The organism is Nonomuraea sp. NPDC005692 (assembly GCF_040631115.1).
GTDB lineage: Bacteria > Actinomycetota > Actinomycetes > Streptosporangiales > Streptosporangiaceae > Nonomuraea.
The window spans coordinates 105,284-124,423 of sequence record NZ_JBEXYU010000014.1 but is presented as its reverse complement, the minus strand read 5'-3'; the positions used below and the strand labels follow the sequence as shown (position 1 = coordinate 124,423).

The following is a 19,140-nucleotide window of genomic DNA, read 5'->3' as shown; positions in this document are numbered from 1 at the left end:
ACAGATGGAACGTTTGACCGCCATCATGAACGCCCTTCGCGCCCAGGACAGCGTCTCGGTGACCGAGCTCGCCGAGCGGCACGGCGTGTCGGAGATGACGATCCGGCGCGACCTGGACGACCTGGCCCAGCAGGGCGTGGTCCGCCGGGTCAGGGGCGGGGCGCTGTCCCTGCTGCTGCGCGGCGAGGAGCCGCCGTTCGGGGTGCGCGAGCGGGAGGCGGTGGAGGCCAAGAGGCGCATCGGCGTCCAGGTCGCGGCGCTGATCGCCGACGGGGAGGCGGTCGTGCTGGACGGCGGCACCACTGTGCTGGAGGTGGCCCGCGCCCTGGTCGGACGGCGGCTGACCGTGCTGCCGCTGGCGTTGCAGGCCGTCTCGGTGCTGGCCGCCGCGCCCCGGGTGCGCCTGGTGCTGCCCGGCGGCGAGGTCCGCAAGGGCGAGCTGAACGTCACCGGCCCGCTCGCCGAGAGCTCGATCGCGGCGCTGCGCTTCGACACCGCGGTGATCGGTTGTTGCGGCCTGTCGGCCGAGCACGGCCTGACCGCGCACGACCTGCCCGAGGTCGCGGTCAAACGGGCGGCCATCGCCGCCGCCCGGCGGGTGGTCGTGGCCTGCGACTCGGGCAAGTTCTCCCGTACCGCCTTCGGCGCGGTCTGCCCGATCTCCCGCCTGGACGTCGTGGTGACCGACGAGGGCGTGCCGCCCGAGCAGCGTGACGCGCTCGTCGCGGCCGGGGTGGACGTCAAGGAGGCCGGATGAGACGCGAACGGACGGCCGTCTACCTGCTGTTCTTCCTGGCCGGCCTGGCCATCGGCACGTGGACGGCCCGCATCCCCGCCATCAAGGAGGGCCTCGGGCTCGACGCGGGACGGCTCAGCCTGGCGCTGCTGGCCATCGCCGCGGGCGCCGTCGCGGGCATGACGACCGTCGGCCGCCTGGTGGACCGCTACGGCAGCAGCCGCGTCATGATCCCGGCGGCCCTGCTGCAGGGCGTGGTGCTGGTGCCACCCGCCTTCGCCCCGAACCTGGGCGCGCTGGCCGCCGCGCTGCTGGTCTTCGGGATCGTCCACGGCGTCCTGGACGTGTCCATGAACGCCAACGCCGTCGAGGTGGAACGCGCCCACGGGCGGCCGGTGATGTCGTCCTTCCACGCCGTCTACAGCATCGGCGGGTTCGCCGGGGCGACGACGGGCGGGGTGTTCGCGCAGGCCGGGCTGCCGCCGTCGGTGACGTTCGGGTGCGTGGGGGCGGTGATCGCCGTGCTGGCGGTGTGGGCCGGGCGGTGGGCGCTGCGCTCGGTGCCCGCTCCCCTTCCGGTCGGCGGCCCGGGGGCCGGGCGGCCCAAGGGCATCCTGTTCCTCGGCGTGCTGGCCTTCTGCTGCCTGGTGGGCGAGGGGGCGGCGGCCGACTGGAGCTCGGTCTACCTGCGCGAGAACCTGGCCTCCTCGGCGGGGTTCGCCGCCGCCGGGTACGCCGCGTTCTCGATCGCGATGACCGCGGGGCGGCTGGCGGGTGACCGGCTGGCGGCCCGGTTCGGGCCGGTGGCGCTGGTGCGGTGCTGCGGGCTGCTGGCGGCGGCGGGGCTCGGGCTGGCGCTGCTCGGCGGGGGGCCGGTGGCCGGGGTGGTGGGGTTCGGCTGCTTCGGGGCGGGGTTGTCGTGCATCGTGCCGCAGGTGTTCTCGGCCGCGGGGCACCGGGACCCGGCCTTCGCCGGGCGGGCGCTGGCGCGGGTGGCGTCCGTGGGGTACCTGGGGTTCCTGTCGGGGCCGGTGATCATCGGGGCGGTGGCCCAGGTCGCCGGGTTGCCGCGGGCGCTGGCCGTACCGGCGCTGATGGCGGCCTTCGTCGCCCTGACGGCCCCCGCGCTGCGCCCTTAGGCGTTCGATCGCGAGGGCGGCGTGCCGGGGGTCAGCCGAACTGCTGCCAGCCGAGCCTGATCACCATCGCCACCACCACGCACAGCAGCACGACCCGGACGAACGCCGTACCGCGCCTGATCGCCATCCTGGCGCCGAGCTGGGCGCCGGCCACGTTGCACAGCGCCATGCCGAGCCCGAGCGCCCACTGGACGTGGCCCTGCAGCCCGAACACCGCCAGCGCCCCGAGGTTGGTGCCCACGTTGATGATCTTCGCGGAGGCGGAGGCGGCGACGAAGTCCAGGCCGAGGATGGTGGTGAAGGCGATGATGAGGAACGTGCCGGTGCCCGGCCCCATGATGCCGTCGTAGAAGGCGATGCCCACGCCCGCCGCGGCCACCGCCGCCACCACCCGGGCGTCGGTCCGCAGGTGCGGCTGCGGCACGGCGCCCATCGAGGGGCGCAAGGTGACGAACGCCGCCACGCCGAGCAGCACCACCATCACGACCGGGCGCAGCACGTCGGCCGAGATCGCCGCGGCCGCCCACGCGCCCAGCCCGGCGCTCACCACGGCCAGCGCCGCACCCGGTAACGCCACCTGACGGTCGATCTTGGTGGAACGCGCGTACGCCACGGCGGCCGAGGCCGTGCCGAACACCGAGGAGAACTTGTTGGTCGCCATGGCCTGGACGGGCGGCATGCCGGTCATCAGCAGGGCGGGCAGCTGCACCAGCCCGCCGCCGCCCACGACCGCGTCGACCCATCCGGCACCGGCCGCGGCCGCCAGCAACACCACAACCTGCTCCAGCGGCACGCCGCTCCCCCACTCCCCCAGGAAACGCCCAGAAGACTACAGCCCCCCTCCAACCACCCACCCCTCCGGTGCTGGAGTCAGGCGGCGAGGAGTCGGAGCAGCAGGTTGCGGGGGCCTTGCAGGTGGTGCCCGGCCAGGCGGGTCATGAGGCGCGACATGGTGACCACGCGTTGCGCCGGTCTCCTGCGCGAGGCGTCGTAGCGACGCAGCGCGGACGTCACGTCCCCGGCCTCCCGCAGGCAGGTGGTGAGGGTGTCGGCGTCCAGGAGAGCCTGGCAGGCGCCCTGGCCCAGCGAGGGCGTCATGGCATGCGCGGCATCCCCCACCAGGACGGCGTTCCCGCTGGCGAACGAGCGCAGGCGCGGCCACAGGTCGTGGATCTCGTGCCGGAGCACGTTGTCCTCGTCGGCCTCGGCCAGAACGCGGATGACGGAGGTGTGCCAGCCGGAGAAGCGGGCCCGCAGGTCGTCCAGCGATTCGCGATGCCCCTCGGGGGTGGCGACGGCGGCGTACCAGTTGGTCGAGCCGGGCTCCTGCGGCGTGATGCCGAACACCTGGCCGGCCCCCCACGTCTCGCCATGGACGGGCGGCTCGAACGCCGCGACGCCGCGCCAGGCCACGATGCCGGTGTAGCGCGGCCTGGCGGTGGTGTCGAAGAACGCCCGGCGGACCGTGCTGCGCAGCCCGTCGGCCCCCACGACCAGGTCGTACCGGGTGCGCAGGTCCGCGGGATCGCTGATCTCCGCGCCCGTCCGGACGGTCGCCTCACCGGCGGCGTCGAGCAGCATCTCCATCAGCGACACCCTGGACAACATCAGCACGGGCGTGCCCCCCTTGCGCTCGATGCGTTCCAAGGGCAGGTCGGCCAGCCGGCGCCCGTCCGGCGCCAGGATCTGCGCCGAACGGTACGGCACCGTGCGACGCCGCAGCTCCGCCCCCAACCCGAGCCGGTCGAGGGCGGCCTGGGCGGCCGGACGCATGCCCAGGGCCGTGCCCTCCGGACGGATCTCGGGCCAGCGTTCGAGCACGGTCACCTCCCATCCGGCCCTCCGCAGGCCGACGGCCGTCGCAAGACCGCCGATCCCGGCACCGACGATCACCGCGGCCCCCTTCATGGCAGTACCTCCCTGTTCTCGTTCACCACAACTGTGGTACCACTATTGTGGTGGTCAGGGCAACTGCGAGGATGGAGGCCATGGCGGAGAACCGGAACCGGCGCGACCAGCTGCGCGACGCCGCGATCGAGGTGCTGGCCCAGGAGGGCGGCAGGGGCCTGACCCACCGGGCGATCGACCGCGCGGCCGGCCTGCCGGAGGGCACGGCCAAGAACTACTTCGCCACCCGCGACGCCCTCCTGCGGGCCGCCGCCGAACGTTGCGTCGAGCGTTATTGGGCCGACCTGCAAGTGGCTCCGGCCGAGGAGATCCAGGGGCGCGACGGGCTGGCCGCGTTCCTGCGCCGCCTGGTCGACCACGCGGTCACGGCCAACAGGTCGAGGGTCCTGGCCTACCTCGAACTGCACGCCGAGGCCGCACGCCGACCGGAGCTGCGCGCGACGCTGGCCGAGCTCACCCGCGCCGACCTGGCCCTGCACCTGCGCGCCCACGAGGCGGCCGGCCTGCCGGCGACCCGGCGTACCGCCGCGACGGTCACGATGTGCCTCAACACCGCCCTGACCTACCTGCTCACCCAACCGGCCGAGACGCTGGCCGACTACGGCCTCGACGACCTCGACGCCTTCCTGCGCGACCTCCTGCACACCGTCTACCCGGCACCGGGGCGACCGGCGGGCGCCGTCCCGGCCGGGTAGGCGAGACTGGACCGGTGACGATCGAGAACGGACCGCCCGTGTCGAGCACCTCCATCGTGGTGCTGACGCTGGCGCGGCGGGTCGAGACGGAGCTCTCCGCCGAGCTGGCGCCGCTTGAGCTGACGATCAGCCGCCTGGGGCTGCTGGGACACATCTCCGGGGTGCCGGGCGCGTCCTTCAGCGATCTGGCCCGCATGTCGGGCATCTCGGTGCAGAGCGTGCACACGGCTGTCAAGGGGCTGGTCCAGGCGGGGCTGGTACGCGACCGTACGGCGCGGGCGGGGTCGGCCTCGACCATCGAGCTCACCCCCGAGGGACAACGCCTCCTTCGGGAGGCCGCCCAGGCCATCACCAAGGTCGACGAACGCCTCTTCGGCCCCGACGCCGACCCCGTTCAGCAACAGGTGGGCGAAGCGATCCGCACCGCCTTCCCCACCCCCTGACCCCACCGCCTCCCAGCCCTGTTTTCTCCCCTCCGCGGACTCAGCGGTAGACCCCTGCGGCCACCGCCGGCACCTGGTTGCGGGCGGTGACGCCGGTGACCACGTAGGCGGACAGCCCTTCGGCCAGCGCCACCAGGGCGAGCGCCGTGTCGAACGGGTCGAGGCTGGTGGGGATGCGGCCGGTCTGCTGGTCGCGGGTGACGAAGTCGGCCATCTGGTGGCGGAAGTCGGTGTACAGGACGCGCAGCCGGGCCGTCCTGTACGCGATCAGCGTCGCCGGGGCGTCAGGCGGGAGTCAGCTGCAGCAGCGTCCGCAACCGCGACAACGCCGCGGTGCGCCTTGATCACATCTGGCTTCTTCACCTCCGCGCTACCGGCAATCCCCCTGGTCCAGCCTCGAACGGCAACCGCAGTCGAGGCCAGGGCGGCGAACTTCCGCCGTCCAGGGCTGAGAGTGGCGGGCGCCGGTCAGGACGTGCCGCCGGTCAGCCGGCCGGCGCGCCGCCGCCAGTGAGGACCGAGGCGAAGGCTGCGCCGCCGTCCCAAATGACAGGCTGGCTTTCAGCGTGGCTGAAGGTTTCGCTAGGCTTCAGTCATCCTGAAGGTTGGAGGCGATCCATGAATCATGTCCTGTTGTCCATCCACGTGCTGGCGGGGATCGTGTTCGTCGGCGGCTCGGCGGTCGCGTCGAGCTTGTTCCCCCGTTACGCCCCCGTCGCCGCCGCGACCCCCACCGCGACCCCCACCGCGACCCCCGGCGCCACCACCGGCGCCACCACCGGCGCCGCCACCGGCGCCGCCACCAAGGTCGCCGGTGCGGAGCGCAGCGCCGCCGTAGCAGTCGCGCTTCACCGCATCACCGGCGGCTATGCCGCGTTCGGGCTGATCGTCCCGCTGGCCGGGATCGTGCTGGCCAGTGTGCAGGGACGCATGGGGCAGACCTGGATCATCGTGTCGATGGTCCTCACCGCCGGCGCGGGCGCCCTGCTGGCCACCCAGATCCACCCCCGCCAGCGCCAGGCCCTCGACGCTCCCGACGACGGCCGCCGGTTGCGCACGCTGACGATGCTCACCGGCGTCTACAACCTGCTGTGGGCGGCCGTCGTCGTGCTCATGATCGTCCGCCCCGGCGAGCAGACGGGGGCCTGAGCGTGCTGACCCTGCGTATCGCCGCCGCCGCCGAGGCCGCCACGCTGGCGGTTCTGCTGACCAACCTGCTCACCGTGCACGCCCAGGCGGTCACGACGTACGCCGGCCCGCTGCACGGCATGTCCTACCTCGTCGTCATCGCCACGGCGGCCATGACACCCAGGGCGCAAGGGACGCCCGGGGCGCGCTGGAGCGCGTTCGTCCCCGGGGTCGGCGGTCTGCTGGCCCTGCGACGCCTGCGCGCCGTACAAGACGAGCGGGCGTGATGATCCCGCGGCCCCGGGGAGGGGCCCCGGGGCCCAAGGAGGCCAGCGGGCCGGGCCCCAGCCACACCGGCCCGCAGAGGCCGGGGAGACCAGCGGGCAGGCCAGCCCCAGGCAGACCAGCCACAGGGGCCCAGGGCAGGTTTGGGTGGGCAGGTCAGCGGGTGGCGGCCAGGGCGCGCTTCCTGGAGGCGTAGATGTCGTCGATCAGCTGGTAGCTGCGCGCCTGCTCGGCGGTGAAGATGCGGTCGCGCTCGATGTCCTTCCTGATCTCCAGCACCCCGCGCCCGGTGTGCCGGGCCAGGATCTCCTCCTGCTGGTCACGCATCCGCACGATCTCCCTGGCGTGGATCTCCAGGTCGCTCGACTGCCCCCGGCTGCCCTCCGTGGCCGGCTGGTGGAGCAGGACGCGCGCATGCGGCAGGGCCGCCCGCTTGCCCGGCGCGCCCGCCGCGAGCAGGACGGCCGCCGCCGAGGACGCCTCCCCGATGCAGACCGTGTGGATCTCCGGCCGGACGAACTGCATCGTGTCGTAGATGGCCGTCATCGCCGTGAACGACCCGCCCGGCGAGTTGATGTACATGTTGATGTCCTGGTCGGGATCGAGCGACTCCAGCGTGAGGAGCTGGGCCATGACGTCGTTGGCCACCGTGTCGTCGATCGGGGCGCCGATGAACACCACCCGGTCCTCGAACAGCTTGTTGTACGGGTTCATCTCCCGCACCCCGTAGGAGGTGCGCTCGGTGAAGGAGGGCAGCACGTAACGACCGCTCATGGTCAGTTCATCCCTTCGGCGATGTGGTCGACGAACCCGTACTCCAGCGCCTGCTGGGCGGTGAACCACCGGTCGCGGTCGGAGTCGGCCTGGATGCGCTCGAGCGGCTGGCCCGTGTGGTGGGCGATGATCTCCGCCATCCTGCGCTTGGTGTAGAGCATGTTGTCGGCCTGGATCTGGATGTCGCTGGCCGAGCCGCCGATGCCGCCCAGCGGCTGGTGCATGACGATGCGGGCGTTGGGCAGGGCGTAACGCTTGCCCGGCGCGCCGGCGGTCAGCAGCAGTTGCCCCATGGAGGCGGCGAAGCCCATCGCCACCGTCGCCACGTCGCACGGGACGAACTGCATCATGTCGTAGAGCGCCATGCCGGCCGTCACCGAGCCGCCCGGAGAATTGATGTAGAGCGTTATGTCCCGGTTGGGGTCTTCGGCCGCCAGCAAAAGCAGCTCGCCGCAGAGCCGGTTGCAAATCTCGTCGTCGACCTCCTGGCCGAGGACCACGATGCGCTCCTTCAGCAGGCGCTGACTGAGCTGGTCAGGCCAGGCCGCGCGCTGGGTCTCCGTCATTGACGTCACCTTTCTGCCGAAACTAATTCTGCGAAAAACGCTAGACCCGGCGGCGGTGAATTCCGGCCCATTTTCGCTGGGGGCGCATTTCACTCAAGGCGCATTACTCCCAGCGCGAAAAAGTATCGACATACAATCCCGGATGTGAGAAGGAACCTCCCCCGCCGTTGGGCGTGCCTCATCCTGGGCGGGGCGCTGCTGATGCCGTACATGATGGCCGGGGTGCTGGTCGCCGGGCTGTGGCGCGGTGTGTCGTCCGAGCTGCTGATGCCGATCCAGGTCGGGGTGTTCGTCGCGGTGCTGCCGGTGGTGGCGGTGACCGGGCTGTTCCTGCCGGTGCGCGCGCTGGAGGTGAACGCCGCCCAGGGGCTGCTCGGGGCCCGCGTGGAGACCCCGCCGCGGCAGGCCCGGCGGTCGTGGCAGGAGCGGCGGCGCACCGCCGCGTGGTTCACGCTGCATCTGGCGGTGGGCGGCGTGGTGAGCGGGTTCACGCTGGCGGTGGTGCCGTTCACGGGGTTCACGCTGGCGCTGCCGTTCATCGGGAAGCCGATGCCGGTGCTGGGACTCACGGCCGAGCCGGGGTGGCCGGCCCTGCTGTGGGCGGCGGCGGGCGTGGGGGCGCTGGTGCTGCTGGTGGCGGGCGCGGCGGGCGCGGGCGCGTTGCTGGCCGCCCTGGCTCCCCCGCTGCTCGGCCCCACCCCCGCCGAACGGCTCGCCGCCGCCGAGGAGCACGCCCGTACGCTGGCCGAACGCAACCGGCTGGCCCGCGAGCTGCACGACTCGGTCGGGCACGCGCTCAGCGTCGTCACCTTGCAGGCCGCCGCGGCCGGACGCGTCCTCGACCGCGACCCGGCCACCGCCAGGACCGCCCTGGCGGCCATCGAGCAGTCGGCCCGCGCCGCGCTGGAGGACCTCGACCACGTGCTCGGCGTCCTGCGCGAGGACGCACGCGAGGACAGGCGCAAGAACGCACGCGAGAACGGGCGCGAGGACGCAGGCGAGGACGGGCGCGAGAGCCACCGGGAGGGCAGCGAGGAGGGGCGACGGGCGCCGCAGGCGACGCTGGCCGACCTCGGGGCGCTGGTGGCGGGCTCCGGCGCCGAGGTGCGGCAGGACGTGGGCGACCTGTCCGGCGTGCCCGCCGTGGTCTCCAGGGAGGCGTACCGCATCCTGCAGGAGGCGCTGACCAACGCGATCCGGCACGGCGGCGGCACGGTCCGGCTGGCCGCCGCCGTCCAGGGCGACGACCTGCGGCTGGAGGTCAGCAACCCCGGTGGGAGGCGCGGTGGGGGCTGTGGGCGGGGCGGCGGCCGGGGAGTGGCGGGCATGCGCGAACGCGTCCGCCTGCTCCGCGGCGACCTGCGCGCCGGCCCCGACGAGGACGGCTGGACGGTCTCGGTCCGCCTCCCCCTGCGCCCGAGCCCATGACCCCGCCCCCTCCGCCCCCCCGGCCAGGATCACCTCCGCGACGACCCACCTGCCGCCAAAGTCGGTCCCGTGAACCCCGGAACCCTCCCACCACAGTCAGTCCCGAAAACCCCGGAACCTTTCCCCCACCGTCAGCCCCATGACGCCCGGAACGTTCCCCGCCCGGGTGCCGCTACGGTCGGGGGCATGACACTCAAGGTCGTGATCGCCGACGACGAGGACCTCATCCGCGCCGGGCTGCGCGTCATCATCGACGCCGAGCCCGGCCTGAGCGTGGTCGGCGAGGCCGGGGACGGCGCCGCGGTCCTGCCGGTCGTCCGCCGCGAGCGCCCCGACGTCGTGCTGATGGACGTCCGCATGCCCGCCATGGACGGCATCCAGGCCACCCGCCGGCTGGTGGCGCTCGACGACCCGCCCAAGGTCCTGGTCGTGACCACGTTCGAGAACGACGACCACGTCTACGACGCCCTGCGCGCCGGCGCGAGCGGCTTCCTGCTCAAACGCACCAGACCGGACGACCTGCTCCAGGCGATCAGGCTGGTGGCGGCCGGCGAGTCGCTGCTGTTCCCGGCCGCGATCCGCACCCTGGCCGGCCGCCGCCCGCGCGCCCACGTGCCGGGGATCGACCGGCTCACCGGCCGCGAGGGGGACGTGCTGCGGCTGATGACCAAGGGCATGTCCAACACCGAGATCGCCGCCGAGCTGGTCGTCAGCCAGGAGACCGTCAAGACGCACGTCGGCAACGTCCTGGCCAAGCTGGGCGCGCGCGACCGCACCCAGGCCGTGATCGCCGCCTACGAGTCCGGGTTCGTCTCCCCCGGCTGATCGAGCAGCTGCGCGGCCGGCAGCAGGGTGGCCTCGGCGGCGCTCAGCCCCTTCTCGGCCAGGGCCCGGTCCACCAGCCGCAGCCCCACCGCGTAGCCCGCCATGTCGGGAATGCCGCGGGGCTCCTGGCCGAAGCGTCGCATGGCGCTGTCGCCCAGCACGTACGCCGGGGTGTTCCCCATGCCCTCCAGGTCGAACGCGTCCATGATCAGCTCGTGGGCGCGTTCCAGCTCCTCCCCCGTCACCATCCGCGACCAGGGCCCCATGGCCTCCGGGCCGGACAGCTCCCGGACGAACGCCTCGGCCAGCCCCTCGGCCACCACGTGCTCGCCCACGGTGACCTTCCGGGGGTCCCATTCGACGTTGGTGTAGCGCACGTTGTGGTGGAACTCGTGCACCGCGCAGTGCGCGATCCGGCCGATGACCTCCTCCGACGGCCAGCCCAGCAGGTACAGCCAGCCGGGCGAGCCGCCCATCCCGTAGTAGCCGCCGCTGATCTTCATCAGGTGCTCGTTGTCGGGGTCGCCGAGCACGAACATCACCTGCAGCGAGGAAGCCTGCCTGGCCTCCTTCAGCGCGTGGGAGGCGAGCTCCAGCTCCCTGCGCACCTGGCCGAGCACGTCGGCCTCGATCATGGCCCGGACGGCGGGCAGGTAACGGGCGTCGTCGGCGTCGACGCGGAAGCCGCCGCCCTGGTGGTGGATCTCGACGATGTCGCCGGGCACCGGGATCGCCGGCCGGATCGGCGCCAGCATCTCCCGCAGCGCCTCGGGCCGGTCGGCGAGCGGCCGGGCGAGCAGGTCCGCCATGGCCGTGAGCGTGTCGTGAACGATGAACTCCATGCCGCGGACGCTAAAGCCTCACGTAACGTGAGGCTCAAACGCATTAAAGCGGCGACTCGCCCAGCTCGTCCCCCGGCGACTGCCCCGGCGTGCCGGGACCGGTGCGCGTCGGCGACGGCGACTGCGACGGCGAGGGCTCCGGCACCGGCGTGGCGGGCGTGGGCGGCGGCGTGGGCACGAACACCGTCGGCGGGAGCTGCCGGGGCATCGGCTCGCTGTCGCGCCTGCCGAACAGCAGCAACAGCAGGATCGTCGCGACCAGCACCAGCAGCAGCGCCAGCGCCAGCGCGGCCAGCAGCACCCGCCGGCGCGTCTCGGTCAGCGGCAGCCGCCGCGCCAGCGGCCCCGGCAGCGCGGGCGCGCGGTCGGTCAGCCAGTACGGCACGAAGTCCGGCCCGTGCGCCTGCCCGATGAACGTCCCGCCCACCATGACCGGGTCCAGGAACCGTTCGGCCCCCGGCTGCCCCGGCGCGTACGGCACCGCGACCCACGGCGCCGGCCCGTCCTGCACGTCGAGCACCTCGGGCGTCCCGTCGAGCACCGAGGCGCGCGCCCGGCCGAGCCCCAGCCACCCACGCCCGCCGGAACGCCCCGACGCCTCCTTGATCGCGGTCAGGAACCGGTCGCGCGCCGCCGCGTCGAGGGCGGCGCCCCGCGTGAGCACGGCCAGCGACACCGCGCGTCCGTCGGGGCCCTGTCCCAGGTAGACGAACCCGGCCGGAGCCGTGTGCAGGCGGGCCTGCACGACGTAGCGCCCCAGCTGGGGCGGATCACCGTACTGCAGGGGACTTGCCACGTTTGCCATGAAAGCACAGACGTGGCGTCGTGCACGTTCGCGGCGCGTTTGGTGGAATGGCGTCATGAGCGTCGCCGAAGAGTTGCCGGACGGAAACGACGCGGCACTGCTGCGTCGAAGTCTCGACGAGGTCCGGCGTGTCATCGTGGGACAGGAGCACATGGTCGAGCGGCTGGTCGTGGCCCTGCTGGCCCGCGGTCACTGCCTGCTCGAAGGTGTGCCGGGAGTCGCCAAGACCCTCGCCGCCTCCACTCTGGCCACCGTCGTGGGCGGCACGTTCGCCCGGATCCAGTTCACCCCCGACCTCGTGCCGAGCGACATCGTCGGCACCCGCGTCTTCCACCCCTCCAACGAGAAGTTCGACGTCGAACTGGGTCCGGTGTTCGTCAACTTCCTGCTGGCCGACGAGATCAACCGCGCCCCCGCCAAGGTGCAGTCCGCGCTGCTGGAGGTGATGGCCGAGCGCCAGGTCACGCTGGCCGGCGTCACCCATCCGCTGCCCAGGCCGTTCATCGTGCTGGCCACCCAGAACCCGATCGAGTCCGAGGGCGTCTACCCGCTGCCCGAGGTGCAGCGCGACCGCTTCCTGTTCCGCGTACGGGTGCCGCACCCCAGCGCGCACGAGGAGCTGGAGATCCTCCACCGCATGAGCGTCACGCCGCCCGTGCCCGACCGCGTGCTCGACCCGGCCAGGCTGCTGGCCCTGCAGCAGGCCGCCGAGCAGGTCTCGGTGCACCAGCTCGTGGCCGACTACGTGGTGCGCCTGGTCATGTCCACCCGCGCGCCCGCCGACTACGGGCTGGGCGACCTGGCCGAGACGATCGAGATCGGCGTCAGCCCCCGCGCCACGCTCGGGCTGGTCTCGGCCGGGCGCGCGCTGGCCCTGCTGCGCGGCCGCGACTACCTGCTGCCCGACGACGTGCGCGACGTGGCGGTCGACGTCATGTCCCACCGGCTCATGCTGACCTTCGACGCCCTGGCCGACGGCGTCGATCCCGAGCAGGTCGTCAAGCAGATCCTGCACGCCGTGCCGCCGCCCCTGGTCGTCTGGAACCAGAACCGTTGAACACCGCCGAGCAGGCGCTGCGACGGCTGGAGCTGACCGTCACGCGGCGGCTCGACGGCCTGCTGCACGGCGCCCACCAGGGGCTGCTGCCCGGCACCGGCAGCGAGACCGGCGACAGCCGCCTGTACGTGCCCGGCGAGGACGACGTGCGCCGCATGGACTGGGCCGTCACCGCCCGCACGACCGTCCCCCACGTCCGCGACCTGATCGCCGACCGCGAGCTGGAGACCTGGGCGCTGGCCGACCTGTCGGCCAGCATGGACTTCGGCACCGCCGACACCGACAAGCGCGACCTGGTCGTGGCCGCCGTCGGCGCGATCGGCTTCCTGTCCAGCCGCATGGGCGACCGGTTCGGCGCGCTGGTGCTGCACGAGGAGTACATCCACCGCATGCCCGCCCGTACCGGCCGCCCGGCCCTGTACGGGCTGCTCCACTCCCTCATGGACGCCCCGCGCGGCCGGGCCGTGCCCGATGCCCCCGACCTGGCCGAGGGCATCGACGTGCTGGCGGCCACCCGGCGTCGCAGGGGCCTGCGCCTGGTCGTCTCCGACTTCCTCGACGACCGTCCCGAGCTCGACCCCGACGCCGAACGCCCCTGGGAACGCCCGATCAGGCGGCTGGCCTCCCGCCACCAGGTGCTGGCCGTGGAGGTCATCGACCCGCGCGAGCTGGAGCTGCCGGACGTCGGCCGGGTGGCGTTCACCGATCCCGAGACCGGGAACGTACGTGAAGTGCACCTTTCTCCCAAAGTCCGGCAAGCATATGCAGAAGCCGCCGCCCTCCAGCGTGAGGGCACCCGGCTCGCCCTGCGCCGCGCCGGGATCGCCCACCTGGTGCTGCGGACCGACAGGGACTGGGTGTTCGACGTGGCGCAGTTCGTCCTGCGCCAGCGCCGCATGAGCCACCTCGCCCACCGGAGACCCGTATGACGTTTCTCGCGCCCGGCTGGTTGTGGCTGTTCGTGCTGGTGGCGCTGCTGGTGGCCGGATACGTCGTGGCGCAGTTCGCCCGCCGCCGCTACACCGTGCGCTTCACCAACCTGGCGCTGCTCAACCTCGTCGCCCCCGCCGGGCCGAGCTGGCGCCGGCACGTGCCCCCCGCGCTGTTCCTGGTCATGATGTCGCTCCTGGTGGTCGGCGCCGCCAAACCCGCCGACCAGGTACGCGTCCCCCGCGACCGCGCCACCATCATGATCGCCCTCGACGTCTCCCTGTCCATGGACGCCGGCGACGTCCAGCCCAACCGGATCAGCGCCGCCAAGGCCGCCGCCCAGGCGTTCGCCAGGGAGCTGCCCGACCGCTTCAACGTCGGCGTGGTCTCCTTCGCCCGCTCGGCCAACGTCGTCATCTCCCCCACCACCGACCACCAGGCCGTCGTCACCGCCATCGGCAACCTGACCACCCGGCCCGGCACCGCGATCGGCGAGGCCGTCTTCAACTCGCTCGACTCGGTGCGCTCCTTCGACCAGCAGGCCGCCACCGACCCGCCGCCCGCCGCGATCGTGCTGCTGTCCGACGGCGACAACACCTCCGGCCGGTCGGTGAACGAGGCCATCGAGGCCGCCCAGCAGGCCCACGTTCCGGTCTCCACCATCGCGTACGGCACCCAGGAGGGCACCGTCGACATCGACGGCAGGCCCGTGAACGTGCCGGTCAACAAGCAGACCCTGCAGTCGCTCTCCGACGGCACCAGCGGCCGGGCCTACGCCGCCGAGTCCGGCAGCGAACTGCGCGACGTCTACGAGCAGATCGGCACCTCGCTGGGGTTCAAGCTGGTCAGCCAGGAGATCACCCAGTGGTTCATCGTGGCCGCGATCGTGCTGGGGCTGCTGGTGGCCGGTGCCGCGGTCTTGTTCGGCACCCGGATCCCGTAACGTTTTCCCACGTGGCCCACTACTTCTCCGAACGTCCCGAGACCGCGAGCAGGCCGGGCTCGGTCGACCTGGTCCTGCCCGACCTGCATCTGCGGCTGGAGACCGACCGGGGCGTGTTCTCACCCGACCGGGTCGACGTCGGCACGCGCGCGCTGCTGGAGTCCGTCCCGCCGCCGCCGCAGGAGGGCGACCTGCTCGACCTGGGCTGCGGCTACGGGCCCATCGCGCTGACGATGGCCTCGCGGGCGCCCGGGGCGACGGTGTGGGCCGTCGACGTGAACCGGCGCAGCCTGGAGCTGACCGGGCGGAACGCCCAGGCCGCCGGCCTTTACAAAGTAAGACCTGTTCATGTTGATGAAGTGCCGGATGACGTGAAATTTCGGGCCATCTGGTCCAATCCCGCCATCCGGATTGGCAAGCCGGCTCTGCACGAGATGCTCACCAGGTGGCTCACCCGGCTGACGCCCGACGGCGTCGCCTACCTGGTCGTCCAGAAACACCTCGGCTCGGACTCCCTGCAGCGCTGGCTCGGCGAGCAGGGCTGGCAGGCCTCCCGCGAGGCCTCCCGAGCCGCCTACCGCATATTGAAGGTGGCCCGATGAGAAGGCAGCTGCGCCCCACCGACGTCAAGCGGCTCAACCGCACCTGGCGCAGGAACACCGACAACCGGCTCGCGCTGATCCTGGAGTCGGTGACGGGCCCGTTCAACGTCGGCTCGATCTTCCGCAGCGCCGCGGCGTTCGGCGTCGACCAGATCTGGCTGGCGGGCAACGCCACGCCGCCCACCAACCCCAAGGCGGGCAAGACGGCGCTCGGCACCGAGCGCCTGGTCACCTGGCACGAGGCGGTCCCGGCCACCGAGGCGGTCAAGGCCGCCAAGGACGACGGCTACGCCGTGCTGGCCATCGAGCTGACCTCCGAGGCCGTGCCGCTGCACCGCGCCGATCTCGGCCGCGACGTGTGCCTGGTGGTCGGCAGCGAGGACCACGGCTGCTCCCCCGCCCTGCTGGAGGCCGCCGACGGCGTCTGCTACATCCCGCAGGTCGGGCGGGTCGGCTCATTCAACGTGTCGGTGGCCGCGGCCATCGCGCTGGCCGAGGCGCGCCGCCAGGAGTGGGAGAATCTTCCCGAACCGTGACCGAACCGTCCACCATCGGAAGGGACACCGGGTCGTGCTCAGCCGTCGTTTCGCCTTTCTCGACCATCCGGGGCCGCTGGCCTTCGCCCACCGCGGGGGTGCGCTGGAGGGCGCCGAGAACTCCCTGGCGGCCTTCGAACGCGCGGTCGCGCTCGGCTACGACTACCTGGAGACCGACGCGCACGCCACCGCCGACGGCATGCTGCTGGCCTTCCACGACCACACCCTCGACCGGGTGACCGACCGGCGGGGCCGCATCTCCGAGCTGCCCTACCGGGAGGTGCGGCAGGCCCGCATCGCCGGCGTGCACGAGATCCCGCTGCTGGAGGACCTGCTCGGCACCTGGCCTCAGGTGCGCTTCAACATCGACGTCAAGGAGGCGGCGGCCATCGCGCCGCTGGCCGAGGTGGTCCGCCGCACCAACGCCTACGACCGCGTCTGCCTGACGTCCTTCTCCGACGAGCGCCTGGTCATGGCCAGGGCGGCCATGGGCCGCGAGGTGTGCTCGGCGCTCGGCCCGCGTGGTGTGGCCGCGCTGCGGGCCGCCGCCACCACCTCCGGCTACGGCCGCCTGCTGGCCCGCCTGTCGCGCGCCGGGATCCCGTGCGCGCAGGTGCCGGTCGGCTTCCGCGGCCTGCGCGTCACCACCCGCCGCCTGGTCCGCACGGCCCACGCCATCGGCATGCAGGTGCACGTGTGGACGATCAACGACACCGTCCGCATGGAGCACCTGCTCGACCTCGGCGTCGACGGCATCATGACCGACAACGTCACCGGCCTGCGCGAGGTCCTCGAGCGGCGGGGCCTGTGGCACCCGCGCGGCATGGCCGCCTGACCCACCCCGCGGCGGCGACCTTCCTCTCATGAGGTGATCACTGTAAGGTCATGGGCACGACACGTGGACGTGACCCACGACCTGCGAAGATGGGCACTTCGTCAGGCATTGACCCGTGGCCGGGCCGCGCGAGGCCCCCCGGCCGCCCGGCCGCAGAGGAGCGACACGACACCATGGCCTCCACCGCACCCCCCGCGGCCCTCGACGACTCCCCCGCGGCACGCCGCCGCGAGCAACGCGGCTGGTACTTCTACGACTGGGCCAACTCGGCCTTCTACACCACGATCATCTCGGTCTTCCTGGGCCCGTACCTGATCCCGGTCGCCAGGACCGCGGCCTGCGCGAAAGACTTCCCCGCCCTCGCGCCCGAGACGTGCGCGTCCCAGTTCGACGCGCTGGTCCTGCGCCACCCCGGCCTGGGGTACGTCGACGTGCTCGGCGCCGACATCAGGCCCGCGGCCTTCTTCGGGCTGACGCTGACGGTGGCGGTGTTCCTGCAGATCGTGTTCCTGCCCATCGTGGGCGCGCTGGCCGACCACACCGGCCGCAAGCGGGAACTGCTCGGCGGGTTCGCCTACGTCGGCGCGCTGGCCACCATGGGCCTGTACTTCGTCGAGGGCGACCGGTACCTGCTGGGCGGCGTGCTGTTCGTGGTGGCCAACCTGGCCTACGGCTCCTCCGTGGTGGTCTACGACTCCTTCCTGCCGCAGATCTCCACCCCCGAGGAGCGCGACGGGGTCTCCTCGCGCGGCTGGGCGATCGGCTACCTCGGCGGCGGGCTGCTGCTCCTGCTCAACCTGGCGCTGTTCCTGCAGCACGACAGCCTGGGGCTGAGCGAGGGCATGGCGGTGCGCATCAGCATGATGTCGGCCGGGTTGTGGTGGGCGACGTTCACGGTCATCCCGCTGCTGCGGCTGCGCAACCGTCCCGTGCCGGCGCACGAGACCACGGCGCTGCGCTCGGTGCGCGGGAGCTTCCGCCAGCTCGGCCGTACGCTGGCCGAGCTGCGACGTTACCCGCTGACGCTGCTGTTCCTGGTGGCCTACCTGGTCTACAACGACGGCGTGCAGACGGTCATCGGCAACAGCGCGGCCTTCGCCTCCGAGGCACTCAAGCTGGACAAGACCGTACAGATCACGGCGATCCTGATGGTGCAGTTCGTGGCGTTCTTCGGGGCGCTGCTGCTGGGGCGGCTGGCGCGCAGCTTCGGCACCAAGCGCACGGTGCTGGCCAGCCTGGTGTTGTGGACCGGGATCGTGGTGGTGGCGATGTTCGTCGGCGAGGGGCAGGCGCTGCAGTTCTACCTGATGGCCTTCGCCATCGCCATCGTGCTGGGCGGCACGCAGGCGTTGTCGCGGTCGTTGTTCTCGCAGGTGATCCCGAAGGGGCGGGAGGCGGAGTACTTCAGCCTGCTGCAGATCAGCGACAAGGGGTCGGCGTTCATCGGGTCGCTGACCGTGACGATCGCGCTGCAGGTCACCAACAGCTACCGGATCGCCATCGTGTCCATGATCATATTCTTCGTGGTGGGCTTCGTGCTGCTCGCCCTGACGAACCTGCCCAAGGCCATCAGGGCGGCCGGCAACGAGGTGCCCTCTCGGATCTGACCCCCGTCAGGGGCCGTACCGGCGCGAGAGCCAGTACGAGGTGCCCACCAGGACGCCGGTGCCCAGGATGGCCAGCAGCATCATCGGGCCGACGTGGCTTCCGCTGGTCATGGTGCCGCTCTCCAGCCGGATCTCGGCCCGCCCCGGAGCCTCTGCCGGGCGGGTGACGGGCTCGGGGGGCCGGGAGTCGCGGGCCTGCAGGCCGGGGATGGCCTCGACGTCGTCGTCGCGGCCAGGAAGCACGCGCGGGGCGTGCGCCTGCCTCCTGGCCGGTTCGCGCCGCCCGGACCGGGGAGCGGCCTCGTCGTCGTCACCATCGTCGTCGCCGTCGTCGTCGTGGGCGGCCAGGACGAGCGCCGGAGGCGGCCCGGCCGCCGCCTGGGCCGGAAGCAGCATCCCTCCCCCGACGAGGACGAACGCGAGCGCGGCCACCGCCGCCGGCCACCGTGGCATGAGATCCATCTACGCCTCCTGATCGACGTCGCGGTCCCCTCAGCCTGCGCGGCCGCCGTGGGGCGGCCGTGAGCGGGCCATGAGAGTCCTCTCACGAAGGGTCGCGCGTCAAACACGGAACGTCACAGATCGGCGGCCAGGACCATGGTGCCCGGCCCCCGGGCGGCGCCGGGACCAGGCATCGGCAGCACGGTCTCGGCCGTGGCCTCGCCCCCGCAGTGGGGGCAGGTGACGACGGGCGTGAACTCCCGCCCGCAGGAGTGGACGAGCAGCGCGGGCGGCCCGCCGGGCGGGGTGGACCACCGGTCGCCCCAGGCCATGAGCGTCAGCAGGGCGGGCACCACGTCGCGCCCGGCCTCGGTCAGCAGGTATTCGTGGCGCACCGGACGCTCCTGGTAGGGCCGCTTCTCCACGACCCCCGTGGCGACGAGATGGTCGAGCCGGCGGGCCAGCAGGTTGCGCGAGATGCCCAGGTCCTCGGCGAGGTCGTCGAACCTGCGCAGGCCCAGGAACAGGTCGCGCAGGATCAGCGGAGTCCAGGGCTCGCCGATGACACCGACGGCCTGGGCGATGGAGCAGTGCATCTCACCGAACCTGTTCATG

Annotated in this window: 24 protein-coding genes; 15 read left to right on the top strand and 9 right to left on the bottom strand. The window is 72.6% G+C overall.

Features of this window, described 5'->3' with window-relative positions; all coding sequences use genetic code 11:
• Positions 1-4: 4 nt before the first annotated feature.
• Positions 5-757: a DeoR/GlpR family DNA-binding transcription regulator gene (locus ABZ459_RS27395; protein ID WP_357975787.1), complete on the top strand. Its 753-nt coding sequence runs from the start codon at positions 5-7 to the stop codon at positions 755-757.
• Complete coding sequence (locus ABZ459_RS27390; protein ID WP_357975784.1) at positions 754-1,875, top strand: MFS transporter; 1,122 nt, start codon at positions 754-756, stop codon at positions 1,873-1,875. Before ABZ459_RS27395 ends, ABZ459_RS27390 begins: the two co-directional genes overlap by 4 nt.
• A gap of 31 nt (positions 1,876-1,906) precedes the next feature.
• Here the strand turns inward: ABZ459_RS27390 and ABZ459_RS27385 are convergent, their stop codons facing one another.
• Both ABZ459_RS27385 and ABZ459_RS27380 read right to left on the bottom strand, forming a co-directional pair.
• Positions 1,907-2,668, bottom strand: a complete 762-nt coding sequence (locus tag ABZ459_RS27385; protein ID WP_357975781.1) for a TSUP family transporter — start codon at positions 2,666-2,668, stop codon at positions 1,907-1,909.
• A 77-nt stretch (positions 2,669-2,745) separates the two neighbouring features.
• Positions 2,746-3,783 (bottom strand): FAD-dependent monooxygenase, encoded by a 1,038-nt coding sequence (locus ABZ459_RS27380; protein ID WP_357975778.1) that lies wholly within the window; start codon positions 3,781-3,783, stop codon positions 2,746-2,748.
• Positions 3,784-3,863: 80 nt separating this feature from the next.
• Here ABZ459_RS27380 and ABZ459_RS27375 point away from each other — a divergent pair, with 80 nt between their 5' ends.
• Positions 3,864-4,478, top strand: coding sequence for a TetR family transcriptional regulator (locus ABZ459_RS27375; protein WP_357975775.1), 615 nt, complete (start codon positions 3,864-3,866; stop codon positions 4,476-4,478).
• A gap of 14 nt (positions 4,479-4,492) precedes the next feature.
• Positions 4,493-4,921 (top strand): MarR family winged helix-turn-helix transcriptional regulator, encoded by a 429-nt coding sequence (locus ABZ459_RS27370; protein ID WP_357975772.1) that lies wholly within the window; start codon positions 4,493-4,495, stop codon positions 4,919-4,921.
• 40 nt (positions 4,922-4,961) lie between these two features.
• On the opposite strand, the gene ABZ459_RS27365 is transcribed toward ABZ459_RS27370, so the two are convergent.
• Complete coding sequence (locus ABZ459_RS27365) at positions 4,962-5,135, bottom strand: hypothetical protein (RefSeq protein WP_357975769.1); 174 nt, start codon at positions 5,133-5,135, stop codon at positions 4,962-4,964.
• 404 nt (positions 5,136-5,539) lie between these two features.
• Here ABZ459_RS27365 and ABZ459_RS27360 point away from each other — a divergent pair, with 404 nt between their 5' ends.
• The gene (locus ABZ459_RS27360; RefSeq protein ID WP_357975766.1) at positions 5,540-6,070 is read left to right on the top strand and encodes a hypothetical protein; all 531 of its coding nucleotides are present in this window, start codon (positions 5,540-5,542) and stop codon (positions 6,068-6,070) included.
• 2 nt (positions 6,071-6,072) lie between these two features.
• Positions 6,073-6,336 carry a hypothetical protein gene (locus ABZ459_RS27355; RefSeq protein WP_357975763.1) on the top strand — a complete coding sequence of 88 codons (264 nt, stop codon included), beginning with the start codon at positions 6,073-6,075 and terminating at the stop codon, positions 6,334-6,336.
• 154 nt (positions 6,337-6,490) lie between these two features.
• Here ABZ459_RS27355 and ABZ459_RS27350 read toward each other — a convergent pair whose 3' ends face one another.
• Both ABZ459_RS27350 and ABZ459_RS27345 read right to left on the bottom strand, forming a co-directional pair.
• Positions 6,491-7,108: an ATP-dependent Clp protease proteolytic subunit gene (locus ABZ459_RS27350; protein ID WP_357975760.1), complete on the bottom strand. Its 618-nt coding sequence runs from the start codon at positions 7,106-7,108 to the stop codon at positions 6,491-6,493.
• Between the two features lie 2 nt (positions 7,109-7,110).
• The gene (locus tag ABZ459_RS27345; RefSeq protein WP_357975757.1) at positions 7,111-7,674 is read right to left on the bottom strand and encodes an ATP-dependent Clp protease proteolytic subunit; all 564 of its coding nucleotides are present in this window, start codon (positions 7,672-7,674) and stop codon (positions 7,111-7,113) included.
• 144 nt (positions 7,675-7,818) lie between these two features.
• On the opposite strand from ABZ459_RS27345, the gene ABZ459_RS27340 reads away from it, so the two are divergent.
• Positions 7,819-9,102, top strand: coding sequence for a histidine kinase (locus ABZ459_RS27340; RefSeq protein ID WP_357975754.1), 1,284 nt, complete (start codon positions 7,819-7,821; stop codon positions 9,100-9,102).
• A gap of 186 nt (positions 9,103-9,288) precedes the next feature.
• Positions 9,289-9,927 carry a response regulator transcription factor gene (locus ABZ459_RS27335; RefSeq protein ID WP_357975750.1) on the top strand — a complete coding sequence of 213 codons (639 nt, stop codon included), beginning with the start codon at positions 9,289-9,291 and terminating at the stop codon, positions 9,925-9,927.
• Here the strand turns inward: ABZ459_RS27335 and ABZ459_RS27330 are convergent.
• Positions 9,897-10,769: a DUF2268 domain-containing putative Zn-dependent protease gene (locus ABZ459_RS27330; RefSeq protein ID WP_357975747.1), complete on the bottom strand. Its 873-nt coding sequence runs from the start codon at positions 10,767-10,769 to the stop codon at positions 9,897-9,899. The genes ABZ459_RS27335 and ABZ459_RS27330 overlap by 31 nt on opposite strands.
• A 43-nt stretch (positions 10,770-10,812) precedes the next feature.
• Complete coding sequence (locus tag ABZ459_RS27325) at positions 10,813-11,574, bottom strand: hypothetical protein (RefSeq protein ID WP_357975744.1); 762 nt, start codon at positions 11,572-11,574, stop codon at positions 10,813-10,815.
• 55 nt (positions 11,575-11,629) lie between these two features.
• Between ABZ459_RS27325 and ABZ459_RS27320 the strand changes: the two genes are divergently transcribed.
• The 7 genes from ABZ459_RS27320 to ABZ459_RS27290 all read left to right on the top strand — a co-directional run bounded on the left by ABZ459_RS27320 (position 11,630) and on the right by ABZ459_RS27290 (position 18,084).
• On the top strand, positions 11,630-12,631 hold the full coding sequence (locus ABZ459_RS27320; protein WP_357975741.1) for a MoxR family ATPase: 1,002 nt from the start codon (positions 11,630-11,632) through the stop codon (positions 12,629-12,631).
• On the top strand, positions 12,628-13,560 hold the full coding sequence (locus ABZ459_RS27315; protein WP_357975738.1) for a DUF58 domain-containing protein: 933 nt from the start codon (positions 12,628-12,630) through the stop codon (positions 13,558-13,560). The genes ABZ459_RS27320 and ABZ459_RS27315 overlap by 4 nt, the downstream gene beginning before the upstream one ends.
• Entirely contained in the window at positions 13,557-14,504 is a 948-nt protein-coding gene (locus tag ABZ459_RS27310) for a VWA domain-containing protein (RefSeq protein ID WP_357975735.1), read from the top strand. The genes ABZ459_RS27315 and ABZ459_RS27310 overlap by 4 nt, the downstream gene beginning before the upstream one ends.
• Positions 14,505-14,515: 11 nt before the next feature.
• Positions 14,516-15,106, top strand: a complete 591-nt coding sequence (locus ABZ459_RS27305; RefSeq protein ID WP_352350751.1) for a methyltransferase — start codon at positions 14,516-14,518, stop codon at positions 15,104-15,106.
• On the top strand, positions 15,103-15,642 hold the full coding sequence (locus tag ABZ459_RS27300; RefSeq protein ID WP_357975733.1) for a TrmH family RNA methyltransferase: 540 nt from the start codon (positions 15,103-15,105) through the stop codon (positions 15,640-15,642). Before ABZ459_RS27305 ends, ABZ459_RS27300 begins: the two co-directional genes overlap by 4 nt.
• Before the next feature lie 34 nt (positions 15,643-15,676).
• A complete protein-coding gene (locus tag ABZ459_RS27295) occupies positions 15,677-16,477 on the top strand; it encodes a glycerophosphodiester phosphodiesterase (protein ID WP_357975731.1) in 801 nt (266 codons plus the stop codon).
• A 173-nt stretch (positions 16,478-16,650) separates the two neighbouring features.
• The gene (locus ABZ459_RS27290; RefSeq protein ID WP_357975727.1) at positions 16,651-18,084 is read left to right on the top strand and encodes an MFS transporter; all 1,434 of its coding nucleotides are present in this window, start codon (positions 16,651-16,653) and stop codon (positions 18,082-18,084) included.
• Between the two features lie 6 nt (positions 18,085-18,090).
• On the opposite strand, the gene ABZ459_RS27285 is transcribed toward ABZ459_RS27290, so the two are convergent.
• The gene (locus ABZ459_RS27285; protein WP_357975724.1) at positions 18,091-18,546 is read right to left on the bottom strand and encodes a hypothetical protein; all 456 of its coding nucleotides are present in this window, start codon (positions 18,544-18,546) and stop codon (positions 18,091-18,093) included.
• Between the two features lie 113 nt (positions 18,547-18,659).
• Positions 18,660-19,139: a helix-turn-helix domain-containing protein gene (locus tag ABZ459_RS27280; protein WP_352350760.1), complete on the bottom strand. Its 480-nt coding sequence runs from the start codon at positions 19,137-19,139 to the stop codon at positions 18,660-18,662.
• Position 19,140 lies beyond the last annotated feature (1 nt).

Coding starts and splice junctions, on each gene's coding strand:
- ABZ459_RS27395 (WP_357975787.1), top strand. CDS start 5: ATGGAACGTTTGACCGCCATCATGAACGCCCTTCGCGCCCAGGACAGC.
- ABZ459_RS27345 (WP_357975757.1), bottom strand. CDS start 7,674: ATGACGGAGACCCAGCGCGCGGCCTGGCCTGACCAGCTCAGTCAGCGC.
- ABZ459_RS27335 (WP_357975750.1), top strand. CDS start 9,289: ATGACACTCAAGGTCGTGATCGCCGACGACGAGGACCTCATCCGCGCC.
- ABZ459_RS27375 (WP_357975775.1), top strand. CDS start 3,864: ATGGCGGAGAACCGGAACCGGCGCGACCAGCTGCGCGACGCCGCGATC.
- ABZ459_RS27325 (WP_357975744.1), bottom strand. CDS start 11,574: ATGGCAAACGTGGCAAGTCCCCTGCAGTACGGTGATCCGCCCCAGCTG.
- ABZ459_RS27290 (WP_357975727.1), top strand. CDS start 16,651: ATGGCCTCCACCGCACCCCCCGCGGCCCTCGACGACTCCCCCGCGGCA.
- ABZ459_RS27380 (WP_357975778.1), bottom strand. CDS start 3,783: ATGAAGGGGGCCGCGGTGATCGTCGGTGCCGGGATCGGCGGTCTTGCG.
- ABZ459_RS27330 (WP_357975747.1), bottom strand. CDS start 10,769: ATGGAGTTCATCGTTCACGACACGCTCACGGCCATGGCGGACCTGCTC.
- ABZ459_RS27365 (WP_357975769.1), bottom strand. CDS start 5,135: ATGGCCGACTTCGTCACCCGCGACCAGCAGACCGGCCGCATCCCCACC.
- ABZ459_RS27350 (WP_357975760.1), bottom strand. CDS start 7,108: ATGAGCGGTCGTTACGTGCTGCCCTCCTTCACCGAGCGCACCTCCTAC.
- ABZ459_RS27310 (WP_357975735.1), top strand. CDS start 13,557: ATGACGTTTCTCGCGCCCGGCTGGTTGTGGCTGTTCGTGCTGGTGGCG.
- ABZ459_RS27320 (WP_357975741.1), top strand. CDS start 11,630: ATGAGCGTCGCCGAAGAGTTGCCGGACGGAAACGACGCGGCACTGCTG.
- ABZ459_RS27300 (WP_357975733.1), top strand. CDS start 15,103: ATGAGAAGGCAGCTGCGCCCCACCGACGTCAAGCGGCTCAACCGCACC.
- ABZ459_RS27390 (WP_357975784.1), top strand. CDS start 754: ATGAGACGCGAACGGACGGCCGTCTACCTGCTGTTCTTCCTGGCCGGC.
- ABZ459_RS27360 (WP_357975766.1), top strand. CDS start 5,540: ATGAATCATGTCCTGTTGTCCATCCACGTGCTGGCGGGGATCGTGTTC.
- ABZ459_RS27285 (WP_357975724.1), bottom strand. CDS start 18,546: ATGGATCTCATGCCACGGTGGCCGGCGGCGGTGGCCGCGCTCGCGTTC.
- ABZ459_RS27280 (WP_352350760.1), bottom strand. CDS start 19,139: ATGAACAGGTTCGGTGAGATGCACTGCTCCATCGCCCAGGCCGTCGGT.